Origin of the sequence: Dyella monticola (genome assembly GCF_003363155.1) — a bacterium.
Classification (GTDB): Bacteria; Pseudomonadota; Gammaproteobacteria; order Xanthomonadales; family Rhodanobacteraceae; genus Dyella_B; species Dyella_B monticola.
Genome location: NZ_QRBE01000002.1, coordinates 250832 through 270963, shown reverse-complemented (window position 1 = coordinate 270963; position 20132 = coordinate 250832). Strand labels below are relative to the sequence as shown.

At 58.9% G+C, this 20132-nt stretch carries 17 protein-coding genes; 14 read left to right on the top strand and 3 right to left on the bottom strand.

The genetic code is table 11. From position 1 onward, the window contains the following. Positions 1–312 precede the first annotated feature (312 nt). The 3 genes from DWU98_RS04940 to DWU98_RS04930 are packed head-to-tail and all read left to right on the top strand — an operon-like array spanning position 313 to position 6132. Complete coding sequence (locus DWU98_RS04940; RefSeq protein ID WP_230474694.1) at positions 313–1827, top strand: efflux transporter outer membrane subunit; 1515 nt, start codon at positions 313–315, stop codon at positions 1825–1827. Further along, on the top strand, positions 1817–3010 hold the full coding sequence (locus tag DWU98_RS04935; RefSeq protein ID WP_115494384.1) for an efflux RND transporter periplasmic adaptor subunit: 1194 nt from the start codon (positions 1817–1819) through the stop codon (positions 3008–3010). The genes DWU98_RS04940 and DWU98_RS04935 overlap by 11 nt, the downstream gene beginning before the upstream one ends. A gap of 47 nt (positions 3011–3057) precedes the next feature. After that, positions 3058–6132 (top strand): efflux RND transporter permease subunit, encoded by a 3075-nt coding sequence (locus DWU98_RS04930; RefSeq protein ID WP_147293221.1) that lies wholly within the window; start codon positions 3058–3060, stop codon positions 6130–6132. Positions 6133–6227: 95 nt separating this feature from the next. Here the strand turns inward: DWU98_RS04930 and DWU98_RS04925 are convergent, their stop codons facing one another. Beyond that, positions 6228–7292, bottom strand: a complete 1065-nt coding sequence (locus DWU98_RS04925) for a hypothetical protein (protein WP_147293220.1) — start codon at positions 7290–7292, stop codon at positions 6228–6230. 41 nt (positions 7293–7333) lie between these two features. Then, on the bottom strand, positions 7334–7591 hold the full coding sequence (locus tag DWU98_RS21895) for a hypothetical protein (protein WP_158544972.1): 258 nt from the start codon (positions 7589–7591) through the stop codon (positions 7334–7336). Between the two features lie 645 nt (positions 7592–8236). Here DWU98_RS21895 and DWU98_RS04915 point away from each other — a divergent pair. From DWU98_RS04915 to DWU98_RS04900, 4 genes are all read left to right on the top strand, one after another. After that, complete coding sequence (locus DWU98_RS04915; RefSeq protein ID WP_115494381.1) at positions 8237–8572, top strand: hypothetical protein; 336 nt, start codon at positions 8237–8239, stop codon at positions 8570–8572. An 825-nt stretch (positions 8573–9397) separates the two neighbouring features. Beyond that, positions 9398–9955, top strand: a complete 558-nt coding sequence (locus DWU98_RS04910; protein ID WP_230474693.1) for a hypothetical protein — start codon at positions 9398–9400, stop codon at positions 9953–9955. A 417-nt stretch (positions 9956–10372) separates the two neighbouring features. Further along, positions 10373–11149, top strand: a complete 777-nt coding sequence (locus DWU98_RS04905; protein ID WP_158544971.1) for a thioesterase II family protein — start codon at positions 10373–10375, stop codon at positions 11147–11149. A gap of 8 nt (positions 11150–11157) precedes the next feature. Continuing rightward, on the top strand, positions 11158–11961 hold the full coding sequence (locus DWU98_RS04900) for a 4'-phosphopantetheinyl transferase family protein (RefSeq protein WP_230474692.1): 804 nt from the start codon (positions 11158–11160) through the stop codon (positions 11959–11961). 41 nt (positions 11962–12002) lie between these two features. Here DWU98_RS04900 and DWU98_RS04895 read toward each other — a convergent pair whose 3' ends face one another. Then, a complete protein-coding gene (locus tag DWU98_RS04895; protein WP_115494378.1) occupies positions 12003–12767 on the bottom strand; it encodes a YdcF family protein in 765 nt (254 codons plus the stop codon). A 296-nt stretch (positions 12768–13063) separates the two neighbouring features. Between DWU98_RS04895 and DWU98_RS04890 the strand changes: the two genes are divergently transcribed. From DWU98_RS04890 to galE, 7 genes are all read left to right on the top strand, one after another. Continuing rightward, a complete protein-coding gene (locus tag DWU98_RS04890) occupies positions 13064–13624 on the top strand; it encodes an XrtA/PEP-CTERM system exopolysaccharide export protein (RefSeq protein WP_230474691.1) in 561 nt (186 codons plus the stop codon). A gap of 90 nt (positions 13625–13714) precedes the next feature. Then, positions 13715–15229, top strand: coding sequence for an XrtA system polysaccharide chain length determinant (locus tag DWU98_RS04885; protein WP_230474690.1), 1515 nt, complete (start codon positions 13715–13717; stop codon positions 15227–15229). Positions 15230–15231: 2 nt separating this feature from the next. Continuing rightward, the gene (locus DWU98_RS04880; protein ID WP_115494375.1) at positions 15232–16011 is read left to right on the top strand and encodes a P-loop NTPase family protein; all 780 of its coding nucleotides are present in this window, start codon (positions 15232–15234) and stop codon (positions 16009–16011) included. A 56-nt stretch (positions 16012–16067) separates the two neighbouring features. Then, the gene (locus tag DWU98_RS04875) at positions 16068–17438 is read left to right on the top strand and encodes a porin family protein (protein WP_115494374.1); all 1371 of its coding nucleotides are present in this window, start codon (positions 16068–16070) and stop codon (positions 17436–17438) included. Beyond that, on the top strand, positions 17435–18217 hold the full coding sequence (locus tag DWU98_RS04870) for an alpha/beta fold hydrolase (protein ID WP_115494373.1): 783 nt from the start codon (positions 17435–17437) through the stop codon (positions 18215–18217). Before DWU98_RS04875 ends, DWU98_RS04870 begins: the two co-directional genes overlap by 4 nt. After that, positions 18214–19044, top strand: a complete 831-nt coding sequence (locus tag DWU98_RS04865; protein ID WP_230474689.1) for an alpha/beta hydrolase family protein — start codon at positions 18214–18216, stop codon at positions 19042–19044. Before DWU98_RS04870 ends, DWU98_RS04865 begins: the two co-directional genes overlap by 4 nt. After that, a complete protein-coding gene (gene galE / locus DWU98_RS04860; protein ID WP_115494371.1) occupies positions 19041–20045 on the top strand; it encodes a UDP-glucose 4-epimerase GalE in 1005 nt (334 codons plus the stop codon). The genes DWU98_RS04865 and galE overlap by 4 nt, the downstream gene beginning before the upstream one ends. Positions 20046–20132: the final 87 nt, after the last annotated feature.

Below are 20132 nucleotides of genomic sequence, written 5' to 3'. Positions count from 1 at the left end.
CCAAGCCGCGACAAATTGACACTGCCTGTTCTGGAAATCGTGCGTGGCGGTGCGGCGTTTCATTGCGCACCGGATATGGCAGAGTGGGCATGGCGTAAGCATCGAAACGTTCGTGGCGGGAGCGCAAGAGCTTGCGGTAAATCGGTGCGCGGGGATACGGGTTTCTGCCGAGCGGTGTAGCTCGATAGTCATTGTCCGCGCGCGCGGCGGGCGCACTATCATCGAATGCGGGGCACGGTGGCGATTCTCGTTGGCCTCCATCTATCGGAAGCTTTTGACAATGGGCGGTTCACGTAATAACGGTGGCAGGCGATGATCGCCCGCCGCGCTATGGACCTTGTTTTTACTGCGCGATCCGCGCGGGTTTGCTTCGCATTTGCGGCGCTGTCGATCGCAGGTTGCGCGGTCGGCCCTGATTTCAAGAAGCCCGCGGCGCCGGCCGTCTCCCGCTATACGAGTACGCCTGTCAGCACCACGCAAGCCACGCCTGGAGTGGCCGGTGGCGAGGCGCAGCGTTTCGTGAGGGGTGGCGACGTGAGCCGCGACTGGTGGACGCTGTTCCATTCCCCGGCGCTGAATGCCCTGATCGACGAGTCACTGAAGAACAATGCCGATCTCAAAGCCGCGCAGGCTGCGTTGCTGGTGGCGCATGAGAACGTGCTGGCGCAGCGTGGCGCCTATTACCCGAACCTCTCCGCCGATTTCTCCGCAACGCGACAAAGCCAGTCTGGCACGCTTTCGCCGACACCGAACAACAACGCTTTTCTCTACAACCTGTTTACGCCGCAGCTCAGTGTGTCTTACGTGCCCGATGTGTTCGGCCTGAATCGACGCACGATGGAATCGCTGCGGGCGCAGGAAGAGTCCGTGCGCTTCCAGATGATCGCCACCCACATCACGCTCAGTACCAACGTCGTTGTCGCTGCTGTGCAGGAAGGGTCGTTGCAGGCGCAGATCGATGCAACGCACCAGCTGATCGACATCAACACGAATATGGTGAAGATTCTGCAGCGACAGGCCGACAAGGGTTATGCAAGCGGCCTGGACCTGGCGGCACAGAAATCGCAGCTGGCGCAAACGGTCGCGACGTTGCCGCCACTGCTCAAGCAACTTGCACAACAGCGCGATGCGCTTGCCGTGCTGGTGGGGCGCTTTCCGAGCGATGCACCCGCCGAACATTTCGACCTGGCGCAACTGCAGTTACCGCAGGATTTGCCGGTAAGTCTGCCGTCCGCATTGGTCGAGCAGCGGCCGGACGTGCTCCAGGCGCAGGCGAACATGCATGCGGCGAGCGCGCAAATCGGTGTTGCTACGGCTAATCGTTTGCCAAATATCACGCTGAGCGCGAATGCCGGCAGCACCGCGCTGGCGATGAACCAATTGTTCCATTCCGGTACCGGTTTCTGGGGTATTGGCGCCGATATTGCTGCACCTATCTTTCAGGGCGGCACGTTGTTGCATCAGGAACGCGCGGCAAAAGCCGCTTATGTGGAAGCTGCACAGCAGTACCGAAGTACCGTGCTCACGGCCTTCCAAAGTGTGGCCGATACGTTGACGGCACTCGATCAGGACGCTGCGGCATTGAAAGCCGCGGCATCCGCGAGTGATGCGGCCAAAGTGACACTTGATCTGTCCGAGCGACAGTGGAAAGACGGCTACGCCAGCTACTTGTCTTTACTTGGTGCAGAACAGGCGTACCAACAGGCACGGATCAACCTGATCGTGGCGCAGGCAAATCGATTCGCGGATACCGCAGCGCTGTTTCAGGCACTCGGTGGTGGTTGGTGGCATCGTTCGGAATTGAATCGGGATCAAGATGAACATTAATTCCCTATCCGGCTTGGTAGGCGCGCTGGGGCGCCCGCTGGCGTCTTACCGATATGCGAGCACAGTTATCGCGCTGCTGATCGGCGCGCTTTGCGCGGGTTGCTCATCCAGCAACGAAGGCAACACGCAGGCCGCCTCGACGACCCCGGTCAATGTGACGCTGACGGCGACGCAGCGGCAGCATATCAAGCTGTACACGGTCGCAGTCGCGCAGTTTGATCGCACCGTCGATACGACCGGCGTGGTGGACTTTGACAACGATCAATCCACGAGCGTAATGGCACCGATCTCTGGCCCGGTTTCGCGTCTGGTGGTTTCGCCGGGCGACAAGGTGAAGAAAGGCGATCCGCTCGCTTACGTCGACTCCCCCGATTTCGCCACCGCCGTAAGCACCTATCGCAAGGCGCTGGTCACCGCACATACCGCGCGCCGGCTCGCGGACCTCGATAAGGATCTGCTGCAGCACCAGGGCGTTGCGCAGAAGGAAGCCGATCAGGCCGAAACCGATGCCGCCAGCGCCGAAGCGGACGCCTATGCCGCACGGCAAGGGCTGGTCTCGCTGAATGTCGATCCGCAAACCATCAAGGATATCGAGCAGGGGCGGCCCATCGCCCATATCCAGGGCGTGATCCGTTCACCCATCGCCGGCACCGTGGTCGAGAAGCTGATCTCGCCGGGGCAATTGCTGCAAGCCGGAACCACCGCATGCTTCACCATTGCCGACTTGTCGCGCGTGTGGGTGATGGCCCAGGTGGCAGATTCCGATCTTTCATCCGTGCATGTGGGCGACAGCGCGGACGTGCTGACTAGCGTGGATGCCAAGCCGATCAAAGGCAAGGTCGATAATGTCGCCGAACTGGTAGACCCCGACACGCGCATGGTCGCGGCGCGTGTGGTCGTCACCAATACGTCGGGTCTGTTGCGCAAACAGATGTATGTGAGTGTGCGTATTCATTCATTACATCCCGAGACCGGCATGCTGGTGCCGGTGTCGTCGATACTGCGCGATGACGAGAACCTTCCTTTTGTCTACGTATCGCAGGCCGATGGCAGCTTCGCGCGCCGGAGCGTCACGCAAGGTTATCGCGTGGGCGACACGTTCCAGATTCCCAGCGGCTTGCGCGCGGGCGATCAAGTCGTCGTCGACGGCGGCATCTTTGTACAGTTCATGCAAAGCCAATGAGCGAGACACTGCCCCCTAACGAGACGCCGTCGCGCACCGCGTCGTTCATGAACAGGATCGTCAGCGCTTCGTTGGGACAATCCTTCCTGGTCATCCTGCTGACGCTGGTCTTGGCCGGTTCGGGGGTGCATTCGCTGCAGCGCTTGCCGGTGGACGCCTATCCGGATCTGTCGCCGCCGATCGTCGAGATCATTACGCAATGGCCAGGCCATGCGGCGGAAGAAGTTGAGCGCCTGATCACGGTGCCCGTCGAGCTGGGTATGAACGGCACTCCGAAGACAGCGACGACACGCTCGATTTCGCTGTATGGCTTATCCGACGTCATCATTACGTTCGACACCGGCACGGACGATTACTTCGCGCGGCAGGAAGTATTCAACCGCTTGGGCGACATTACGTTACCCGACGGCGTGACGCCTTCGGTGTCACCCATGTCCGCGCCATCCGGCCTCATCTATCGCTACGTGCTGCAAAGCACCGATCGCTCGCCGATGGACCTGAAGACGCTGGAGGCGTGGACGATCGAGCCGCAATACAAATCCGTGCCTGGTGTCGCCGACGATTCGGGTTTCGGCGGCGGAACCATGCAATATCAGGTGCTGCTGGACCAGGCAAAACTCGCCTCGGTCGGCTTATCCGCGCCACAAGTGGAAGCATCGCTCACTGCTAACAACGCCAACTCGGGTGGAGGTTTCTACTCGCAGGGCGGCCAGTTCTATTATGTGCGTGGCATGGGCCGCATGCAGACGCTGGAAGACATCGGCAACGTGGTGGTGGCCGTACACAACGGCACACCCGTGCTGGTCAAGGATGTTGGCCGCGTGACGATCGGTATTGCACCGCGGCTGGGCGAGTTCGGCTACGAGAAGCAGGATGACGCCGTCGAAGGCGTGATCTTGCTTCGCACAGGCGAGAAGACCCAGGACGTTCTCAAGCGTGTCGAAGCGAAAACCAAAGAGCTCAACGATCAAATACTACCGAAGGACGTCAAAGTCGTACCGTTTTACGATCGCTCCGACTTGATTGCCCTGACCACCAAGACCGTCGAAGACAATCTGCTGCGCGGCATGGTGCTGGTCGTGGTGATTTTGATTTTCTTTCTCTACGATTTTCGCGCGGGCCTGATTGTCGCGGTGACCATTCCACTGGCGCTGCTATTCGCGTTCATTTGCCTGGATGTGCAGAAAGCCTCGGCGAATTTGCTGTCGATCGGTGCCATTGACTTCGGGATATTGGTCGACGGCGCCGTGGTGATGGTCGAAAACATTTTCCGCCAGATCGCCGAGCGCAAGGGCACGCCGCTTAATGTCAAGGCGATCATCCGTGAGGCGGCGGCGGAAGTGGATCGTCCACTGTTCTACGCCGTGGCGGTGATCGTCGTCAGCTTCCTGCCTATCTACGTGCTGTCGGGCGCATCGGGTACGCTGTTCAAGCCGATGGCCGACACCATGATCTTTGCGCTGGTCGGCTCGCTGATCGTGACGCTCACCTTGTTGCCGGTGCTGTGCGCGTGGTTTATGCGCAAGGGCGTGACCGAGCGGCGCAATCGGATATTCGAAGCGATCAAATCGGTTTACATCAAGGGCCTCGATGCATGCCTCAAGCATCCATGGGCGACCACGCTGGCTTCGGCGATACTGCTTGTCGCATCCTTGCTGTTGATACCGCGCATCGGTGCGGAATTCATGCCGCATCTGGACGAAGGGGCGCTTTGGGTCCGCGCCACCATGCCGTATACGATCTCGTTTGATGAATCGGCAAAGATCACACCGAAGATCCGTGACATCCTGCGCTCGTTTCCCGAAGTCACGACGGTGGCTTCCGAACTGGGCCGGCCCGATGACGGCACCGATTCCACGGGCTTTTTCAATGTCGAGTTTTACGTTGGCCTGAAGCCATATTCGGAGTGGACGGGCAAATACCGCACCAAGGCCGCACTGACGGAAGCCATCGACCAGAAGCTGCAGGCCTTTCCCGGCATCATGTTCAACTACACGCAGCCCGCCGAGGATGCGGTGGATGAGGCGGAAACGGGACTGAAAAGTGCGCTGGCGGTAAAGATATTCGGCTCCAACCTCAATACCCTGCAGGAGAAAGGCAAGGAAATCAGGAAGGTGTTGGAACACGTGCGGGGCATTACCGATGTCACGCTGGTACAGGAGCTTGGCCAGCCCAGTCTGACGATCAAGATCAATCGCGCCGCCATCGCGCGTTACGGCGTGAACGTCGCCGACATCAATGCATTGATCCAGACAGCGATTGGCGGTGACGTCGCTACCGAAGTGGTGCAGCAGGAAAAGCAGTTCGATCTTGTAGTGCGTCTGGAACAGCCATACCGCGACAATCCTCAAGAGATAGGCAATATCCTTGTCGCCACACCAGGGGGACAACAAATTCCGCTAAAAGAATTTGCCGATATCAGGGTGACCAACGGTGCTTCGTTCATCTATCGCGAAAATAATTCGCGCTACATCGGCGTACAGTTCTCAGTGGAAGGTCGCGATCTCGCAGGCGCTGTCGGCGATGCCATGACACAGGTCAATAAGAACGTCTCCCTGCCACAGGGCTATCGCCTGGACTGGGGCGGCGAATATACCGAATACACCGCATCGCGCGCGCAGTTGAACGTCATAGTGCCGCTGACGTTGGCGCTGATCTTCCTGCTGCTGTTCACGCTGTACAGCAACTTCAAATTCCCGTTCATTACAGTGATGGGCGTACTGCTATCGGCGCCGGTGGGTGGCATCGTTGCGCTGTGGCTTACCAATACGCCGTTCTCCGTATCTTCCGGCATCGGCTTCCTCGCGCTGTTTGGCGTTTCCGTGCAAACGGCCGTGGTGTACATCTCTTACGTCAATGAATTGCGTCGAGCGGGTGTCGACGTGACGGATGCCATTCGCCAAGGTGCCATTCTGCGTCTGCGTCCGATCATGATGACCGCCCTGGTCGCTGCGCTTGGGTTGCTCCCCGCCGCGCTTGCTACCGGTGTTGGCACAGACACCCAGCGCCCCTTTGCGCTGGTCATCGTCAGCGGCTTGTTTACGCGCCTGCTGATCAGTATTTTCCTGATGCCTGCGTTGTATGCGTTGGTGGCAAGGACGGGCGACAGGTTGGAAGTTTGATCCAGGGAGATGTTTGCTTTCGGCTTGACGCGGGCATTCGTGAAGCCAGGCGATTGGCGCGGGTCAACGTTCTTAAGTGCAGCCCGATGGCACCATCACAGCGGTGGAAACTTAACCGACATTTGTTTTCTCGGTGCTGTTTTCTTTGCGTCGCCTGGCAGCGCTCGTAGATGCGTGGAGCTGTCGAAGGGGAACGTCAAGCCATTACCCATATAGCCGGTGACGCTCAGTTTAGGGAATGACTGTTTGACGGCCTTCGATAGTTCGGGCGCCAGAAATCCGGATGACCGTGCCGCTGTCACGGAGTGCGGGGTAATCTCGTCCATCAAAGGCACGGACTGGCAGGATGTCAGGCGCAGGTCTTCGAAATTCGAGGGTAGCCCTTTGTCGCTGAGGTGTTGGGCGAGAGCGCCTGGACTCAGCGAGGGACCGTGCAGCGTGGGTTTGGCATATAGCCCCGGTGTAGGCAATGCATCCGAGACCGGGGCACCGTGACCGAGCACATACAGCTTGTCTTTATGGCCGATATTTTCCAGCGGCTTGGGGTCAGGATGCAGCGATGGATATAACTTTTCTTTTTTGACGATTCTGGTAGGAAATAATTTAGGCCATTGTGGATGAGCGGGCTCGATATCCACATGAACGGTTGCGTTGGCAATCTCGGTTTGCTTCAAGGATTCGTATTTAGGCGTGTAGAGCGCTTTATCGGCTTTGGCCATGTCGTATTCGTGCGGAATACTCAAGGCATGATCGCCTCTCTGATTATCCAAGGCCTCTTTCCGTTGCTGAGGATTCAAATGGGGGTCGTGCATGATATGGCGCATGCGCATTTTATGCGTATAACCAGCAGCAACCACCGAGTTATGGTGCTGGCGCATGGTACGGTCGGCATTATCGAGTTTGCCTTTCCATTGGGTCAGCGTAACCTGGCGTAAGGTCTCCAACTGGTTGGCGTGCTCATGCGAAGGAGCGATCAGCGCATGCGCCTGCTTCCCCTTGCGTACGCGCACCATGTTTTCGCCGATGGCGGTATCCAATGCTGCCGATCCGCCGAAAGGCGTATACATAAATGCCCGGCTCGCCTTTGGCGATTTAAGCGTATTTCCGATCGGCCCGCTTAGCGATTTATCCTTGTGAGAGCCGCCGCTTCCGCTGTCCATATAGATGCCCCTTCGCGTGATTGGGAGTGTACAAATAAACGTCAGTCCAAGCTAATCCACGCCGTAACCGGCACTATCAAAAGCGTGCGCTCTATTTTTTCGAACCGTTCGAGTTCGGATTTCCGGGCAACGCCGACGAGATCGATGGTGGCGTATGTGTTGACGATGTCGATGATGTCGATGATGTCGATGATGTCGATGATGTCGATGATGTCGATGATGTCGATCCGGGTGATGTCATGGAAGGCGCTGAAAGCAACGAAAGACGCCGCTGATACGTGACGTTCTGCGTTTCCCATCGGCCTCGCGCCAACGGGCGGGCCGCGTGCAAGGTGGAATGGGTGGGTGTGTCCTGTCGAACAATAAAACCGCCAGGATGGGATGTAATAAAGCGTTCCATGCTCGTGTCGGCTACCTGGTTGGCCTGCGTGGGTACATGCACGGTGTGGCCCGGCTGGCCGGTAAACTTGTAAGGGTCCTGGTGGGCCTGCTCGCTACGCAGGCCGGGCATTAGCGAGGTGCCACTTTCTTCCGGTTTCGGACTGCGTGGCCTTGGCGTGTCGCCGGCAGTGCGGGTACCGCTCGTCGGCAAACTGGCGTTTTCCGTATAGGTGAAGTCTTCCCCGCTGCTGAAGCCATCACCCGCATGGCGCGTGCTCATCCATAAGGTTGATTGGCCTTGAGCATGGGCTTGTTGTCGTATCGCGGTGGCGATCGTGGGCAAATTGGACTTCTCCAGGCTGGGAAAGATTTGGCGTGTTCCTTCGATCGTCTGGTTGATGCTGGTGCGCGCTTGTTGCGACGTGTAGGGTCGATTGTCAGCACCTATGTCCAGCGGCATGAACAGCGCAGGCGTGATATCGCTCGCCGAGCTCGATACGGAGGCGCCCGAAGCCTTCGCCCGTTCTTTTAGTGCCGTCACCGCTTTTTCCTTCCTCTGTTGAATGCGTGAAGACCGCTTTAGCGAGGGTGCCGAGGAGGGCATCGGAGCAAGCGCACTCGCCGATTGGGTCGGTAAGGAGGATGAGGACGAAGAGGTGGGTGTACTGAGCGTGGGTGTGCTCAGCAGCGATGACGATGAGAAACTGGGAAAACCAGTACTGGATGCTTGGAGGCTAGGGCTTGCCGTCGTGGCGCGCGGCGACGAAGTGGACATGGGCGACAGGCCGCCAGGCGTACTTGCATGGCCTGGAAGCGAATGCGTACTCGTAGACAAGGACGAAGGCGTAGTCGATGCGGACGAACTTGATGACGAGAAGGGCCTGAACGCCGAACTATGACTTCCGAATCCTGGTGGCATCCGTGCGGGCTGGGACGACGTGCCGCCGGGAGGCAGAAAGGGCGATAGCGAGGAGCTGCTGGCGCCCAGACCCGATGGCGAGCTATGCGATGGGAAGGCGCTGAAGGATGCGGATAAGTGTGAGCCAGGCACGCTCTGGTCTGCGCGCGCCTTCGTTACCGGCGTCGCAGGTTTTTTGTTGGAGCCATCGCTCTTGCGGCCTTCTGGCAGTCGTTTGCGTGAACCGTCATCGCGGCCGCCACCGCCACCGTGATTGGCCATTGTGATGCCCGTTATTCCCCTGAGGCGCCAAGCGCATTTTTACTATAACCCCGGCTGTTCCCGTGTCACCAGTGCTGAATCAGGCCACGCCGCTCGACGGCTGGAGGGGCTCATCTAGGCGCTGGATTGCCCCGATGACATCTACCGGTCATTAAGCGGGCCATATTTAGCTCGATATGAAATAACACCCTCTTTTTATTTGGTCTGCCGCGTATTTATTCACGCCATTTCCACATAAATGCGTGTTAGCTTCGTGCCGCTCTCGGGGAATTCAGGTATCAGGTTTAGTCGGCCAGGATAGGGGCCTGTACGGCGTCAAGCATGGGTCGTTCGAATTTTTTGGCGTCCTTTGCCATTCTTATGGGTCCATTTGATTCGCTGGCTTCGTGCCAGTGTGCTTCATGGCGTCTTTGCGAGTAATCGGACGACAGTTCGATTGCCATTGAATCCTGCGCGCTTTTCTGCACGGCCGTGCATGTTTTCTCGCGAGTAGCGTTGGTCGAGTGCCTTTAGATGTATCTCATTTAAGCATGGAGGAGCCCATATGCGCTTTAAAAGCCGTCGTTTAGGTTATTTTCTGGCATGCAGTGTGTCATCGTTGATCGCCTTCTCTTATGGCGGAGCTGCTTTGGCGGCACCGGTCCAGGGCAAGGCATCAGTCCGACTGACCCATGTCTTTGCGACATTGCAGACAGGTGCGCCCGACAAGAAGCCGGAAGACATCGCCGCCTGCCGCAAACAGGTGTCCTCGCCGGATTCTCGATATCTTGGCGTTACGGTCACCACGCAGTACTCCATCGATGCACAAACGATGATGATGTCCGCATCATCCTCATTGCCGTCTCCTCACGCCACGCAACCGCTTCAACTCACCGTAAAGTTGTCGCCGCTTGGCATTGCCGGCCAGTACGCTTTCGGTGCGTTCCGTCCGCCGGTATTGCCTGATAATTACGTATTGTTCTCGATCGGACTCGACTTCAAGGGGGCCAAATCCTCAGTGCTGGTTCTTAATGAGGGCAAGGATTACAACTGCCTCGTCACCAGCAATCCGACGCCGTTCACCGGTGGCTTGAGCGAGAAACTCGGAGCCGGGCAAAAGTAGCCGCACAGGCTGGGCGCACGCCTCGAAGGCGATGTCGCGACGAGTGATTTAGATAACGCAGGAAGGGCGGGCAGGCCCCTGCAGGGGCCTGCTTAGCTATGTCTATCTCCTTAGCTCTCAACCTGCTCCCGATAAACCCGCCCTTGGGTTTTCTCGAAGGTCGCCCTGGCGACTTCCAGCGATGCGAGCCTGGATACACCATTTCACGACGAACGGCACCACGATGGCACTCTGTCGCGGGAGGGCTAAGATACGCGCGGCGGTTCAACACGGGCTTGCAGGTTGAGCAAGGGCGTGGAGGCTGCTGACCGGATTGCTATGAATAACGCTGGTCGTGCGCTCAAGGCGTACGACGATTTGGTGGGGAGAAGGGAGCATGTGGGAATGCTATCGAGCCGTTCCGGACCGATTGTGGACGTGAACGCGCGAGCATGTGCGGCGGATCCCGGCCGCTGGTTTCGGCGCTTCGGCGCGAGCCCGGGCGCCCGGCGGCGCTTGATCTGTTTCCATCATGCCGGTGGTGGCGCATCGTTGTTCTCCGATTGGCATCGACACCTCACGTTGACGACGGAAGTGTGGGCTGTGGTGTTGCCAGGGCGGGAAACGCGCTTTGCCGAGGCGCCGCTCGATCGGATGGACGCGTTGGCCGCGATGTTGGTAGAAGCCATGCCGCTGGACCTGCCGTTCGCCTTTTTCGGCCATAGCCTTGGCGCGATGGTCGGCTTCGAGGTGGCCGCGCAGTTACGCAGGCGAAGTCTGCCGGAGCCTGCACATCTGTTCGTTTCGGCGTGCTTCGCACCGCAGTTATGCTTGCGCGAACGATCGCGTGCCACGTTGAGTGACGCCGAACTGCTGCACGCGCTGGAAAGTTTCGGCGGCACTCCGAAAGAAATTCTCGAATATCCCGAATACCTTGAAATGGTGCTGGCGGTACTGCGCGCTGACTTCAACCTCATCGACAGTTACGCGGCCCCTGAAGGCGGCGAGCTTCGTTTCCCCATCACTGCTTACGCTGGCATGAGTGATCCGCATGTTCCACCGGCGCAGATGATGAATTGGGAGCAATGGGCGATGCCCGGCTTCACGTGCCGCAGCTTCGTCGGCGATCATTTTTATCTCAACGATCAGCGCGCGGCGCTGATCGGCGATCTGCTGGCGCGCTGGAACGATGACGCCCCACCGGGAATAGTTTAGGCATGCCCATGAACGACCCGGTCGACACATGCGGCGGAATCCAGACCGTGTCCGCACAAGACGTCACTCCGGAATCGGGCATCGCATGCCCGCTCACCATCATCAACGCGACGCCTGCTGCGCTCTGGCGGGAAATACGGGATGCCTGCGACGATGCGCTCGGGCAAGGTCATGCGTTCGTGGCGATCTTGCATAGGATGGAAGCGTTTGCCGATGAGTGTTTTTTGGCGGATGAAGATCGCCAACGCGCCGCGCGCTATCGCCAGGCCGGTGATCGTCACAACTTCGTGCTGGGGCGCAATCTGGTTCATCACGTGGTTCGTCCGCGAGGTATGTCCACACCATGCAGCGTCTCGATTGGCCCCCACGGCAAGCCTTTTTTGCCCAACGCACCTGCCTATAACGTGTCCCACTCCGGGCGCTGGGTCGCTTGTGCGGTGAGTCGCGACGAGCCGGTTGGCATTGACGTCGAAACCTTTGCGCGCATCCAGGACTATCGCGATCTCCTTGCAGTCATCACCCATCCCGCCGAGCGTCGCTATATCGAGCAAGCGCCACCGGACCAGCGCCTGGCGCTATTCAAGCGCTGTTGGACGCGCAAGGAGGCCATCCTGAAAGCGACCGGCGAGGGGCTCAGTGGCCATCTGCATGCCATCGATGTATGTCTGCAGCGGAACGAGCCCGTGCTCAATCACCCGGCGCTATTACGTCTGATGCATCTGACGGCCGATCAAGCGGAGGCGGCGATTGCGTTGGCCTTGAACCCCTCGGTACCCGCTGTGGTGGCGATGTTTGTCGGTGAGCCGTGCTGAAGTGTTCGGGCGGGGAAGGGCACAACGCGCCCTTCGGTTGCTCAAGCCCAGCCGCGCAGCCGATACCACCAGAGGCCTGCATATTCGCGCAAGCAGCGGCCGGTCACGCGTAACGCGGACCGTTTTGGCCACCAGGGGTGCGCCTGCCAGGATGGATAAACGGGGTCGAAAGCTGGCGCAGGGATCACGTCCAGCCCTTGATTGGCGAATGCCGCCGCGGCACGTGGCATGTGAAAGCCAGAGGTCACCAGCAGGATGCGCGACCGCTTCGCACGCTTGAGCAGGACGGCTGAGAACTCCGCATTCTCATGGGTATTCGTGCTCGCACACTCAGTTTGCACTGCGTCGACCGGCACGCCTTGCCGTTGCAGTCTTCGCGCCATTCGCTGAGCCTGGTCACTGCCGGAAACCAGCACCATGTCGGCACGCGCATCGCGGAACAACTGCAAGCCGAAACCGATCCGCGTGGCAAGGCTGTATGCATCGTCCGCATCCGAGCCCACACCGTATCGCGGCAATGCGCCTCCGCCCAAAATCACAATTGCATCGGCCTTGGCATAGGTGGATGCATCGCGCTGCGGATAATGCCGTTCCAGCGATTCGAGCAGGCGTGTAGCCATGGCCGGGGTAGCGCACAGCCATAACCAGCATGCGCCTAACGCCAGTAACACCAGGGCAGCCCGATAGCTTCGGCGGCATAAAAAGCACAGGCTGGCAGCGGCAAGCGTGGCCATTTGATAGATCGGATAGAGCAGGTATTCGACCACGTCCATCGCACTCCTTGGGTCTTCAAAATCGTAAGACATCCATGCGCCGTTCTTGCGTGTCCGGGTGGGCCATAAGCAATGCCTGGAAAGGCCGGCAATGCCCGCCCCACCCAGGGATAGGCATTGGAAACCGGCGCTCAAAAAGCATGCCAAGTCGCAGGTTTTCAGAAAATAAAGGTCGGTTTTTAGCAAAAAGCGCTATTGCTTTGCTCGCTTGTCAAGAGCATATAATGAGACAGGGATCACATTTTTGATCATCGGCCGAGAGTGCTATGAAGAGCCTCAGTCGTTGTTTTGCGTTGTGTATGTCACTGCTGCTAGCCGCCTGCGGGACGATGGGTGGTTCCAGCGAGCCGCCGAAGCTCGATACCGAGGCGCAGGCTGTAACGACATACCACATCGGTGTGGATGACCAGTTACAAATCACCGTTTGGCACAACCCGGACCTCAGCGTGAGCGTCCCGGTACGACCAGACGGCAGAATTACCGTGCCGCTGATCGGCGACGTGGTGGCCGGCGGGAAAACTCCGGACCAGGTCTCCGCCGAAATCAAGGATAGGCTGCAATCGTATATTCGCGACCCGCAGGTTGCGGTCATTCTCATCGCGCTACGCAGCAACGAATACCTGTCGCGCGTGCGCGTCACCGGCGCGGTGCGTACCCCGATTTCCATTCCGTATCGCCAGGGCATGACGGTGCTCGATGCGGTATTGGCCGCCGGCGGCATTACTGAATTTGCCGCGCCCGACCGCACCGAGCTGTATCGCAAGGGCGAAGGCGGAAGCTCCACTTCGTACTCCGTGCATCTGGAAAAAATCCTGCAAAAAGGGGATCTCGCCAACAACTATCCGGTACAGCCAGGGGATGTGATTACGGTGCCGCAACGCGCGTTCTGACCGCGCTCAGTATTTCTGGAACGCTTGGGATTAGGGACAGAGAAAGGGGGTAGGGATGTTATGGGCGGAGAACTTGGACCTTTAAACGGCATGTTGCCTGCGCTGCTGACTGAAGCGCGTCGGCGACGCATGACCTTGGGTATCGCGTTCGCCGTGATTGCGGTCGCGGCCTTGGTCGTTGGCATGTTCTGGCCGAAGAAGTACGAGGCCTCCACCACCATCCTGGCGCAGGAAAGCAGCATCATCACGCCGCTGATGGAGGGCGCGGCCTCGGCGACAGGCAATGCCAATCGTGCGGGCATCGCCAATAACGTCATTTTCAGCCGCAAAGTGCTCAATCAGATCCTGGTGACAGGCGGCTGGATGGCGGCGCATCCGACGCCGATCCAGCAAGATCGCATCATCGAGGGCATTCGCGCCCGCACCAAGGTGCAGACCTCTCACGGTAATTTGATCACGATCAATTATGCCGATTCCGATCCGCAGCGGGCATTCGTGGTGACGCGGGAATTTGCGCGGCTTTTCATTAGCGAAAGCCTCGCCTCGAAACAACGCGAAAGCCGCGACGCCTACGATTTCATCAATAGCCAGGTCGAAGCCTACCGGCAAAAATTGACGGACGCCGAAGACAAGCTCAAAGCCTATCGCGATTCCAATACGGACGCGCGGCCCGGCAGCGATGCCGACACCAATTCGCGCATCAGCCAACTGCGTACGCAAATCGAGAATACGCAATTGGAACTGACCGAAAAGCGCTCACAGGCATCCGCCCTGGAAGCGCAGCTGTCAGGCGAATCGGAAGTCAATGCGGTGCACACCAGGCAGGGTATCTACGACACGCAGCTCGCCGATTTGCAGGGTCAGCTCGACAAACTGTTGCTCACCTATACCGATCAATACCCGGATGTGATCCGTATCCGGCACCAGATACAGGATTTGCGCCAGCAGATTGCCCAGTCCGACCAGCGCAAACAGGCCGCACAAGCTGCGGGCACACCGATACCGTTGGACAACGCGGTGCAGATGAACCCGCTTTATCAGCAGCTGAAGATTCAACTCGCCGCGACCGAGGGCGATGCTGCCGCGGCCCAGGCACGCATCAGCGCCAGCGAGTCGATGCTCGCGACAGAACTGGAACGCAGCAAGCGCATTTCCAACTCGGAAAATGTCACCTCCGAACTGACCCGCGACTACGACGTTAACCGCGATGTTTACCAGGATCTATTGAAACGTCGCGAGAACGCGCGGGTGTCGATGAACCTCGACGCCGAACAACGCGGCCTGACATTTCTCATCCAAAATCCGGCGGCCATGCCGCTGGTGCCGTCCGGCCTGCGCTTCATCCATTTCGGGGCGGCAGGTCTGGCGTTGTCGCTGGGCATACCGTTCGGGCTGTTGTTCGCGCTGGTGCGTTTTGATCCTCGGGTGCGTTCGGTCGAACAGTTGGAGCGTGCGATCGGCCCGAGCGTGCTGGCAACGATCCCCTTCTACCCAACCCCTCGCGACCGCCGACGCGACCGGTTACATAACGCGATGCTGGTATTGACCGTCGCCGGCGTTGCCGCGTTCTACCTGGTTCTTTTCTGGCTTCGGCAGAAGGGTTGAGCATGAGCTCCAAAGACGAAAGCGTCTTTAAAGATCGCCGCGACAAGCTGGTCGAAATCGCCGCGCGCCATGCCGAAGAGACGCCCTCGGCGGGTCATTCGATTGCGCTGATGACCGAAGGCGGTCACGCGCTGGCACCGGCACAGTTGGAACAGCGGCGGTTGATCCATCGCGAAGATTCGGTACGCCGCCAGTCCGATGCGTTTCGCGAGATTCGCACGCGACTGCTTGAACTGGCCGGTAGCCAGAACTTCATCACCCTGGTGGTATCGGTCAGTCCCCATTCGGGCGGCAGTTTTGTCGCGCGCAATCTGGCGGCGGCGTTTGCCTTCGATGAAACGAAGACCAGTTTGCTGATCGATTGCAATTTGCGCTATCCAAACCAGCACAAGGAGCTGGGCGTGGATCCGGCCAAAGGCGGTCTGATCGATTATCTGGAGCATCCCATCCGCGGGCTCAAATCGATCATCTACCAGACGGGCATTCCGCGTCTTCGCCTGGTGCCGGCTGGTACGTCGCGCGAAAACAGCGGCGAATTCTTTTCTTCGTTCCGCATGCGCGCCATGCTCGATTCGCTGCGCTGCCGGTACTCCGACCGCTACCTGTTTCTTGATGGGCCAGCCGTTAACGGCTCCCCGGATGCACGCATTTTGTCGGATCTGGCCGACTTCGTGGTTGTGGTGGTGGGCTACGGGCGCGATACGCCAGCCGCCGTCAATCAGGCTGTGGCCAATTTCGAGACGAGCAAGTTGGCAGGGGTGGTTTTCAACCAGTCGTCCTAGAACCAGGCGCGACTGGCGTCCAGCGAATCAACCTAACGCATTACCGGGGGGGGGACATGCCGGCATCCACCACGCTCGCTCGCGCTGTGACGCTTGCGCTTGTCGTTATGCCGGGTGCGTCATGGGCCTCGCAGTTCGATTACTCGATCTTCGGGAGTGTCGAGCACAGCGACAACATCACGTTGAGCGACAGCAATCCGATCAGCCAGAACGTATTTATTCCGGGCTTCAACTTCAGTTATGCGCAGCAAGGTTCGATCTTGCAGGCGAACGTAAGCGGCACGTTTCAGTATGACGATTATCTCGGTCATGAGTTCGCCAGCCAGACGCAGACCCAGCTGGCTGCCCAGGCTAATTGGACGGTACTTCCGAAGCGATTGGATTTCACCGTCGAGGATTATGCTGGAACCGAGCCGATCGACTCCCTGGCAAGCGACTCGCCGAACAACCGGCAGCAGACCAATGTACTGTCGCTCGGGCCGACCTTGCACTTGCAATTCGGCAACGTCATGCGTGCGCAAGTGGAGCTCCACTATCTCAACAGCTACGCATCGAAGGTCACGGATTTCAATTCAAGCCGTGGCATGGCGGCGTTCCGGCTGTATCGCGACCTCAATCCGACGGATACGCTTTCGTTCAACATCGAATCGCAGCGCGTCAAATTCGACAACAGTGTCTCCAGTGAATCGGTCGATGGCGTCGACGACACCATTGCGACACCTAATTACACGCGGAACGAGGTGTATGGGCGATACACCAGCATCCTCACGCATTTTAACGTCGACGTCTTGGCTGGCTGGTCGAAGATCGACTTCGACCATGCGCCTGGCGATTCCAAACCCCTGGCGAAGGTCGATCTGGATTGGCAATTCACTCCGCGCCAGACATTGTCAGTCGTCGGTTCCTACGAGTTCTCCGATGCTGCGCAAGACATGTTTCTGCAGCCCGGACAAAGCATCGTCAACATTCTGGACGAGAATCCGACCGACTTCCTCTATAACCCCGGTGGTGGTATCAGCACGGGCAATCTGGTGATCGATTCAGAGGTTTACCTGGAAAAAATCTTTGAAGCGACCTACACGTATCACAGTGACCGCCTTCAACTGTCGATTACGCCGTCGTATGACAAGCTTTCGTATCTGAATAATCCCACCTTCGATCAGTCCACTCGCGGTGGGACGATCAGCCTCGATTATCGCCTCAATCCAAAGACCGCGCTTACCGGGTTCGTCAACGTAGAAAGGATGACGTATACCTCGCTGGTGCGAACCGACAAAACGTACCGCTATGGCGTCGATCTTGGACACCAGTGGACCTCGCATTGGAGTTCGCACGTTTCCTATATTCGTCAGATCCGAAATAGCACCGCTCTCGGCCAGAGTTATCACGAGAACGAAGTGTTTTTCAGCGTGGTATTCCGACGATGAGCACGCGTTCCGAAGCGGAGATGCCGTTTTATTTCGGGCCGGAACGGGCGTTGTTCGGCCTGTTTCACGCGTCCGGCACATCGGCGCGAAAAGCCGTTCTGCTATGCCCGCCGCTGGGACAGGATCAGATACGTTGCCATCGCCTGTATCGGCAGTTGGCGCAGGCGCTGGTGGCCGAAGGCGTCGCTGTGCTGCGTTTCGATTATTACGGGACCGGCGACTCGGCCGGCGACAGCGTGGACATGGACTGGCAGCGCTGCGTGGCCGATACCGTGGTCGCGGCCGATGAATTGCGCGCACGCAGTGGTTTCGATCGTGTGTTCGCGTTTGGTGCACGCCTGGGCGCAAGCATTGCATTGGCAACGGTCGCGCAAGCGCGCTTTGCAGGCGTTGTGGCGTGGGATCCTGTACTGGACGGCCGCACGTATGTAGCCAAGCTCGATGCCATGCAATTGGCATTGTGCCGTGATGAGCAACGTTTCATGGTGTCGCGTAAAGCGGCCGACGCCGCGGCCCAATGGCTCGGCTTTGCGATCAGCGCGAGCCTTCGCCAACAGATCTTGGACCTGCACGTCGATCGCCCAACCGTGCCGATGCTTCTGCTCGATTCGCTTTCGCCCGATGCGCCGCGCGCCTTGAGCAACTCTTTAGTCGATGCAGCCAGAACGAGGTCCTTGCAGCCTCCCACACCGTGGGACGACCCACGCCGGCTCGAGGTGGCCATTCTCTCGCATCCGCTGATCCAGGCCGTCACTCAACACGTGCGGGAGGCAGCATGATGCAGGAGCAGGCCTTCCGCTTTGGGCGCGCGCAGCACCTGGTTGGCATCGCGGGATTGCCGTCGCCGGCCGCGCCTGCGGTCGTTGGCGTAATCGTGCTCAACGCGGGGCTGGTACACCGGATAGGGCCATTTCGATTGCATGTGGAGATGACCCGTCGTTTGAACGCGTACGGTTACCCCACCTTGCGCTTCGATCTTTCCACCATTGGCGACAGCGCCTCCAGTGGAGAGTCACAGACCCGCAAGCAGCAAATCTGCGCTGACGTGGGCGATGCCATGAATCTGCTCGGCGAACAGGCCGCATGCAAGCGCTTTGTGTTGATCGGCCTGTGTTCCGGTTCGCAAAGTGCGCACATGGTTGCCTGCAGTGATCCCAAGGTGGCTGGGGCCGTGTTTCTCGACGGCTATGCGTATCGCACGCTGGGTTATCGGCTGCGCTACTACCTCCCACGATTGCTGGATATAAGCCGTTGGCTGCGTGTGCTTCCTGGGCGTCGCCAGGCGTCGTCAAATGCCAGCAATGAGCCTGCCTTTACAGTGGCGCCACTGCCGCAAGCCGTCGTGCGGGCGGATTTCGCCGGCATGCTCGATCGTGGTCTCAAGTTGTGTCTGATCTACAGCGGCGGCATCAGTCGGTATTTCAATCACGCGCGCCAGTTCCAGGAATGTTTCGGCCGGGTCGTCAATCATCCCGGTGTTTCCACCGGTTTTTTGAAAGAAGCCGATCACACCTACATCCTCACCGGTGATCGCAATCGGCTGCTGGACAGCGTCGAGCGCTGGCTTTCCCGGAATTTCCCCGTCACCGCGGATGGGTCCTCATGAACACAGTCCTGGTTACCGGCGGCGCCGGCTACATCGGTAGTCATGTTGTCCAGCAATTGGTGGCGCGGGGCGAGCATGTGGTCGTGATCGACAACCTGAGCACCGGCTTTCGTGAAGCCGTGCGGGGTGCTGAACTGGTGATCGGCAATGTCGGCGATCCGGGCCTAGTGAGTCATGTCATGGCCGTGCACCGGGTGGAATCGGTGCTGCATTTTGCTGCGCATACCGTAGTGCCTGAGTCCGTATGCGACCCGCTCAAGTATTACGGCAACAACACGTGCAACACGCGCAACTTGCTTGCATGTTGCGCGGATGCGGGCATCGAACGATTCATTTTCTCATCCACGGCTGCAGTCTACGGCGTCACGGACAACGGTGTCGCCGATGAAGACACACCAACTCGCCCGATCAACCCGTACGGGACATCCAAGCTGATGTCCGAAACCATGTTGCGCGATCACAGCGCCACCGGCGCGATGCAGCATGTGATCCTTCGTTATTTCAATGTAGCCGGTTGCGACCCGGAGGGACGTATCGGCCATTCCACGCCCAATGCGACGCTGCTGATCAAGGTGTGCTGCGAACACGCGGTGGGCATTCGAGAGAGCTTGTCCATTTTCGGCACCGATTACGACACGCCGGATGGAACCGGCATTCGTGACTACATCCATGTCGATGACCTTGCCGCGGCGCATCTGTGCGCGCTCGACTATCTGCGCGCTGGCGGCCATTCGCTGACGCTGAACTGCGGCTACGGGCATGGCTACAGTGTGCGCGAGGTGATTAACGCCGTCGCAAGGGTAGGGGGAAAACCACTCAACGTGATCGAACTGCCGCGTCGCCCCGGCGACATCCCCATGCTGATTGCCTGCAGCAACCGGCTTAAGCACGTGATGGCGTGGCAGCCGCGCTATGACGACCTGGATTTCATCGTCGCTACCGCGTTGCGCTGGGAACAGCAGCTTCTGTACAGGCGTACGCCGCTTCCATCGGTGGCTTGAATGAATGCAATTCAACCGACATGGATGGCGCCGCGGTTAACCGGGTTTGACGTCGCCCGAATCACCAGGAGAACGAGGAAAGCGACT

Bases quoted from the DNA above. Each gene is read 5' to 3' on its own strand.
- DWU98_RS04890 (WP_230474691.1), top strand. From the start codon at position 13,064: ATGGGTGGTTCCAGCGAGCCGCCGAAGCTCGATACCGAGGCGCAGGCT.
- DWU98_RS04880 (WP_115494375.1), top strand. From the start codon at position 15,232: ATGAGCTCCAAAGACGAAAGCGTCTTTAAAGATCGCCGCGACAAGCTG.
- DWU98_RS04900 (WP_230474692.1), top strand. From the start codon at position 11,158: ATGAACGACCCGGTCGACACATGCGGCGGAATCCAGACCGTGTCCGCA.
- galE (WP_115494371.1), top strand. From the start codon at position 19,041: ATGAACACAGTCCTGGTTACCGGCGGCGCCGGCTACATCGGTAGTCAT.
- DWU98_RS04930 (WP_147293221.1), top strand. From the start codon at position 3,058: ATGAACAGGATCGTCAGCGCTTCGTTGGGACAATCCTTCCTGGTCATC.
- DWU98_RS04910 (WP_230474693.1), top strand. From the start codon at position 9,398: ATGCGCTTTAAAAGCCGTCGTTTAGGTTATTTTCTGGCATGCAGTGTG.
- DWU98_RS04940 (WP_230474694.1), top strand. From the start codon at position 313: ATGATCGCCCGCCGCGCTATGGACCTTGTTTTTACTGCGCGATCCGCG.
- DWU98_RS04875 (WP_115494374.1), top strand. From the start codon at position 16,068: ATGCCGGCATCCACCACGCTCGCTCGCGCTGTGACGCTTGCGCTTGTC.
- DWU98_RS04895 (WP_115494378.1), bottom strand. From the start codon at position 12,767: ATGTCTTACGATTTTGAAGACCCAAGGAGTGCGATGGACGTGGTCGAA.
- DWU98_RS04870 (WP_115494373.1), top strand. From the start codon at position 17,435: ATGAGCACGCGTTCCGAAGCGGAGATGCCGTTTTATTTCGGGCCGGAA.
- DWU98_RS04915 (WP_115494381.1), top strand. From the start codon at position 8,237: ATGCGTGAAGACCGCTTTAGCGAGGGTGCCGAGGAGGGCATCGGAGCA.
- DWU98_RS04885 (WP_230474690.1), top strand. From the start codon at position 13,715: ATGTTGCCTGCGCTGCTGACTGAAGCGCGTCGGCGACGCATGACCTTG.
- DWU98_RS04935 (WP_115494384.1), top strand. From the start codon at position 1,817: ATGAACATTAATTCCCTATCCGGCTTGGTAGGCGCGCTGGGGCGCCCG.
- DWU98_RS04925 (WP_147293220.1), bottom strand. From the start codon at position 7,292: ATGGACAGCGGAAGCGGCGGCTCTCACAAGGATAAATCGCTAAGCGGG.
- DWU98_RS21895 (WP_158544972.1), bottom strand. From the start codon at position 7,591: ATGGGAAACGCAGAACGTCACGTATCAGCGGCGTCTTTCGTTGCTTTC.
- DWU98_RS04865 (WP_230474689.1), top strand. From the start codon at position 18,214: ATGATGCAGGAGCAGGCCTTCCGCTTTGGGCGCGCGCAGCACCTGGTT.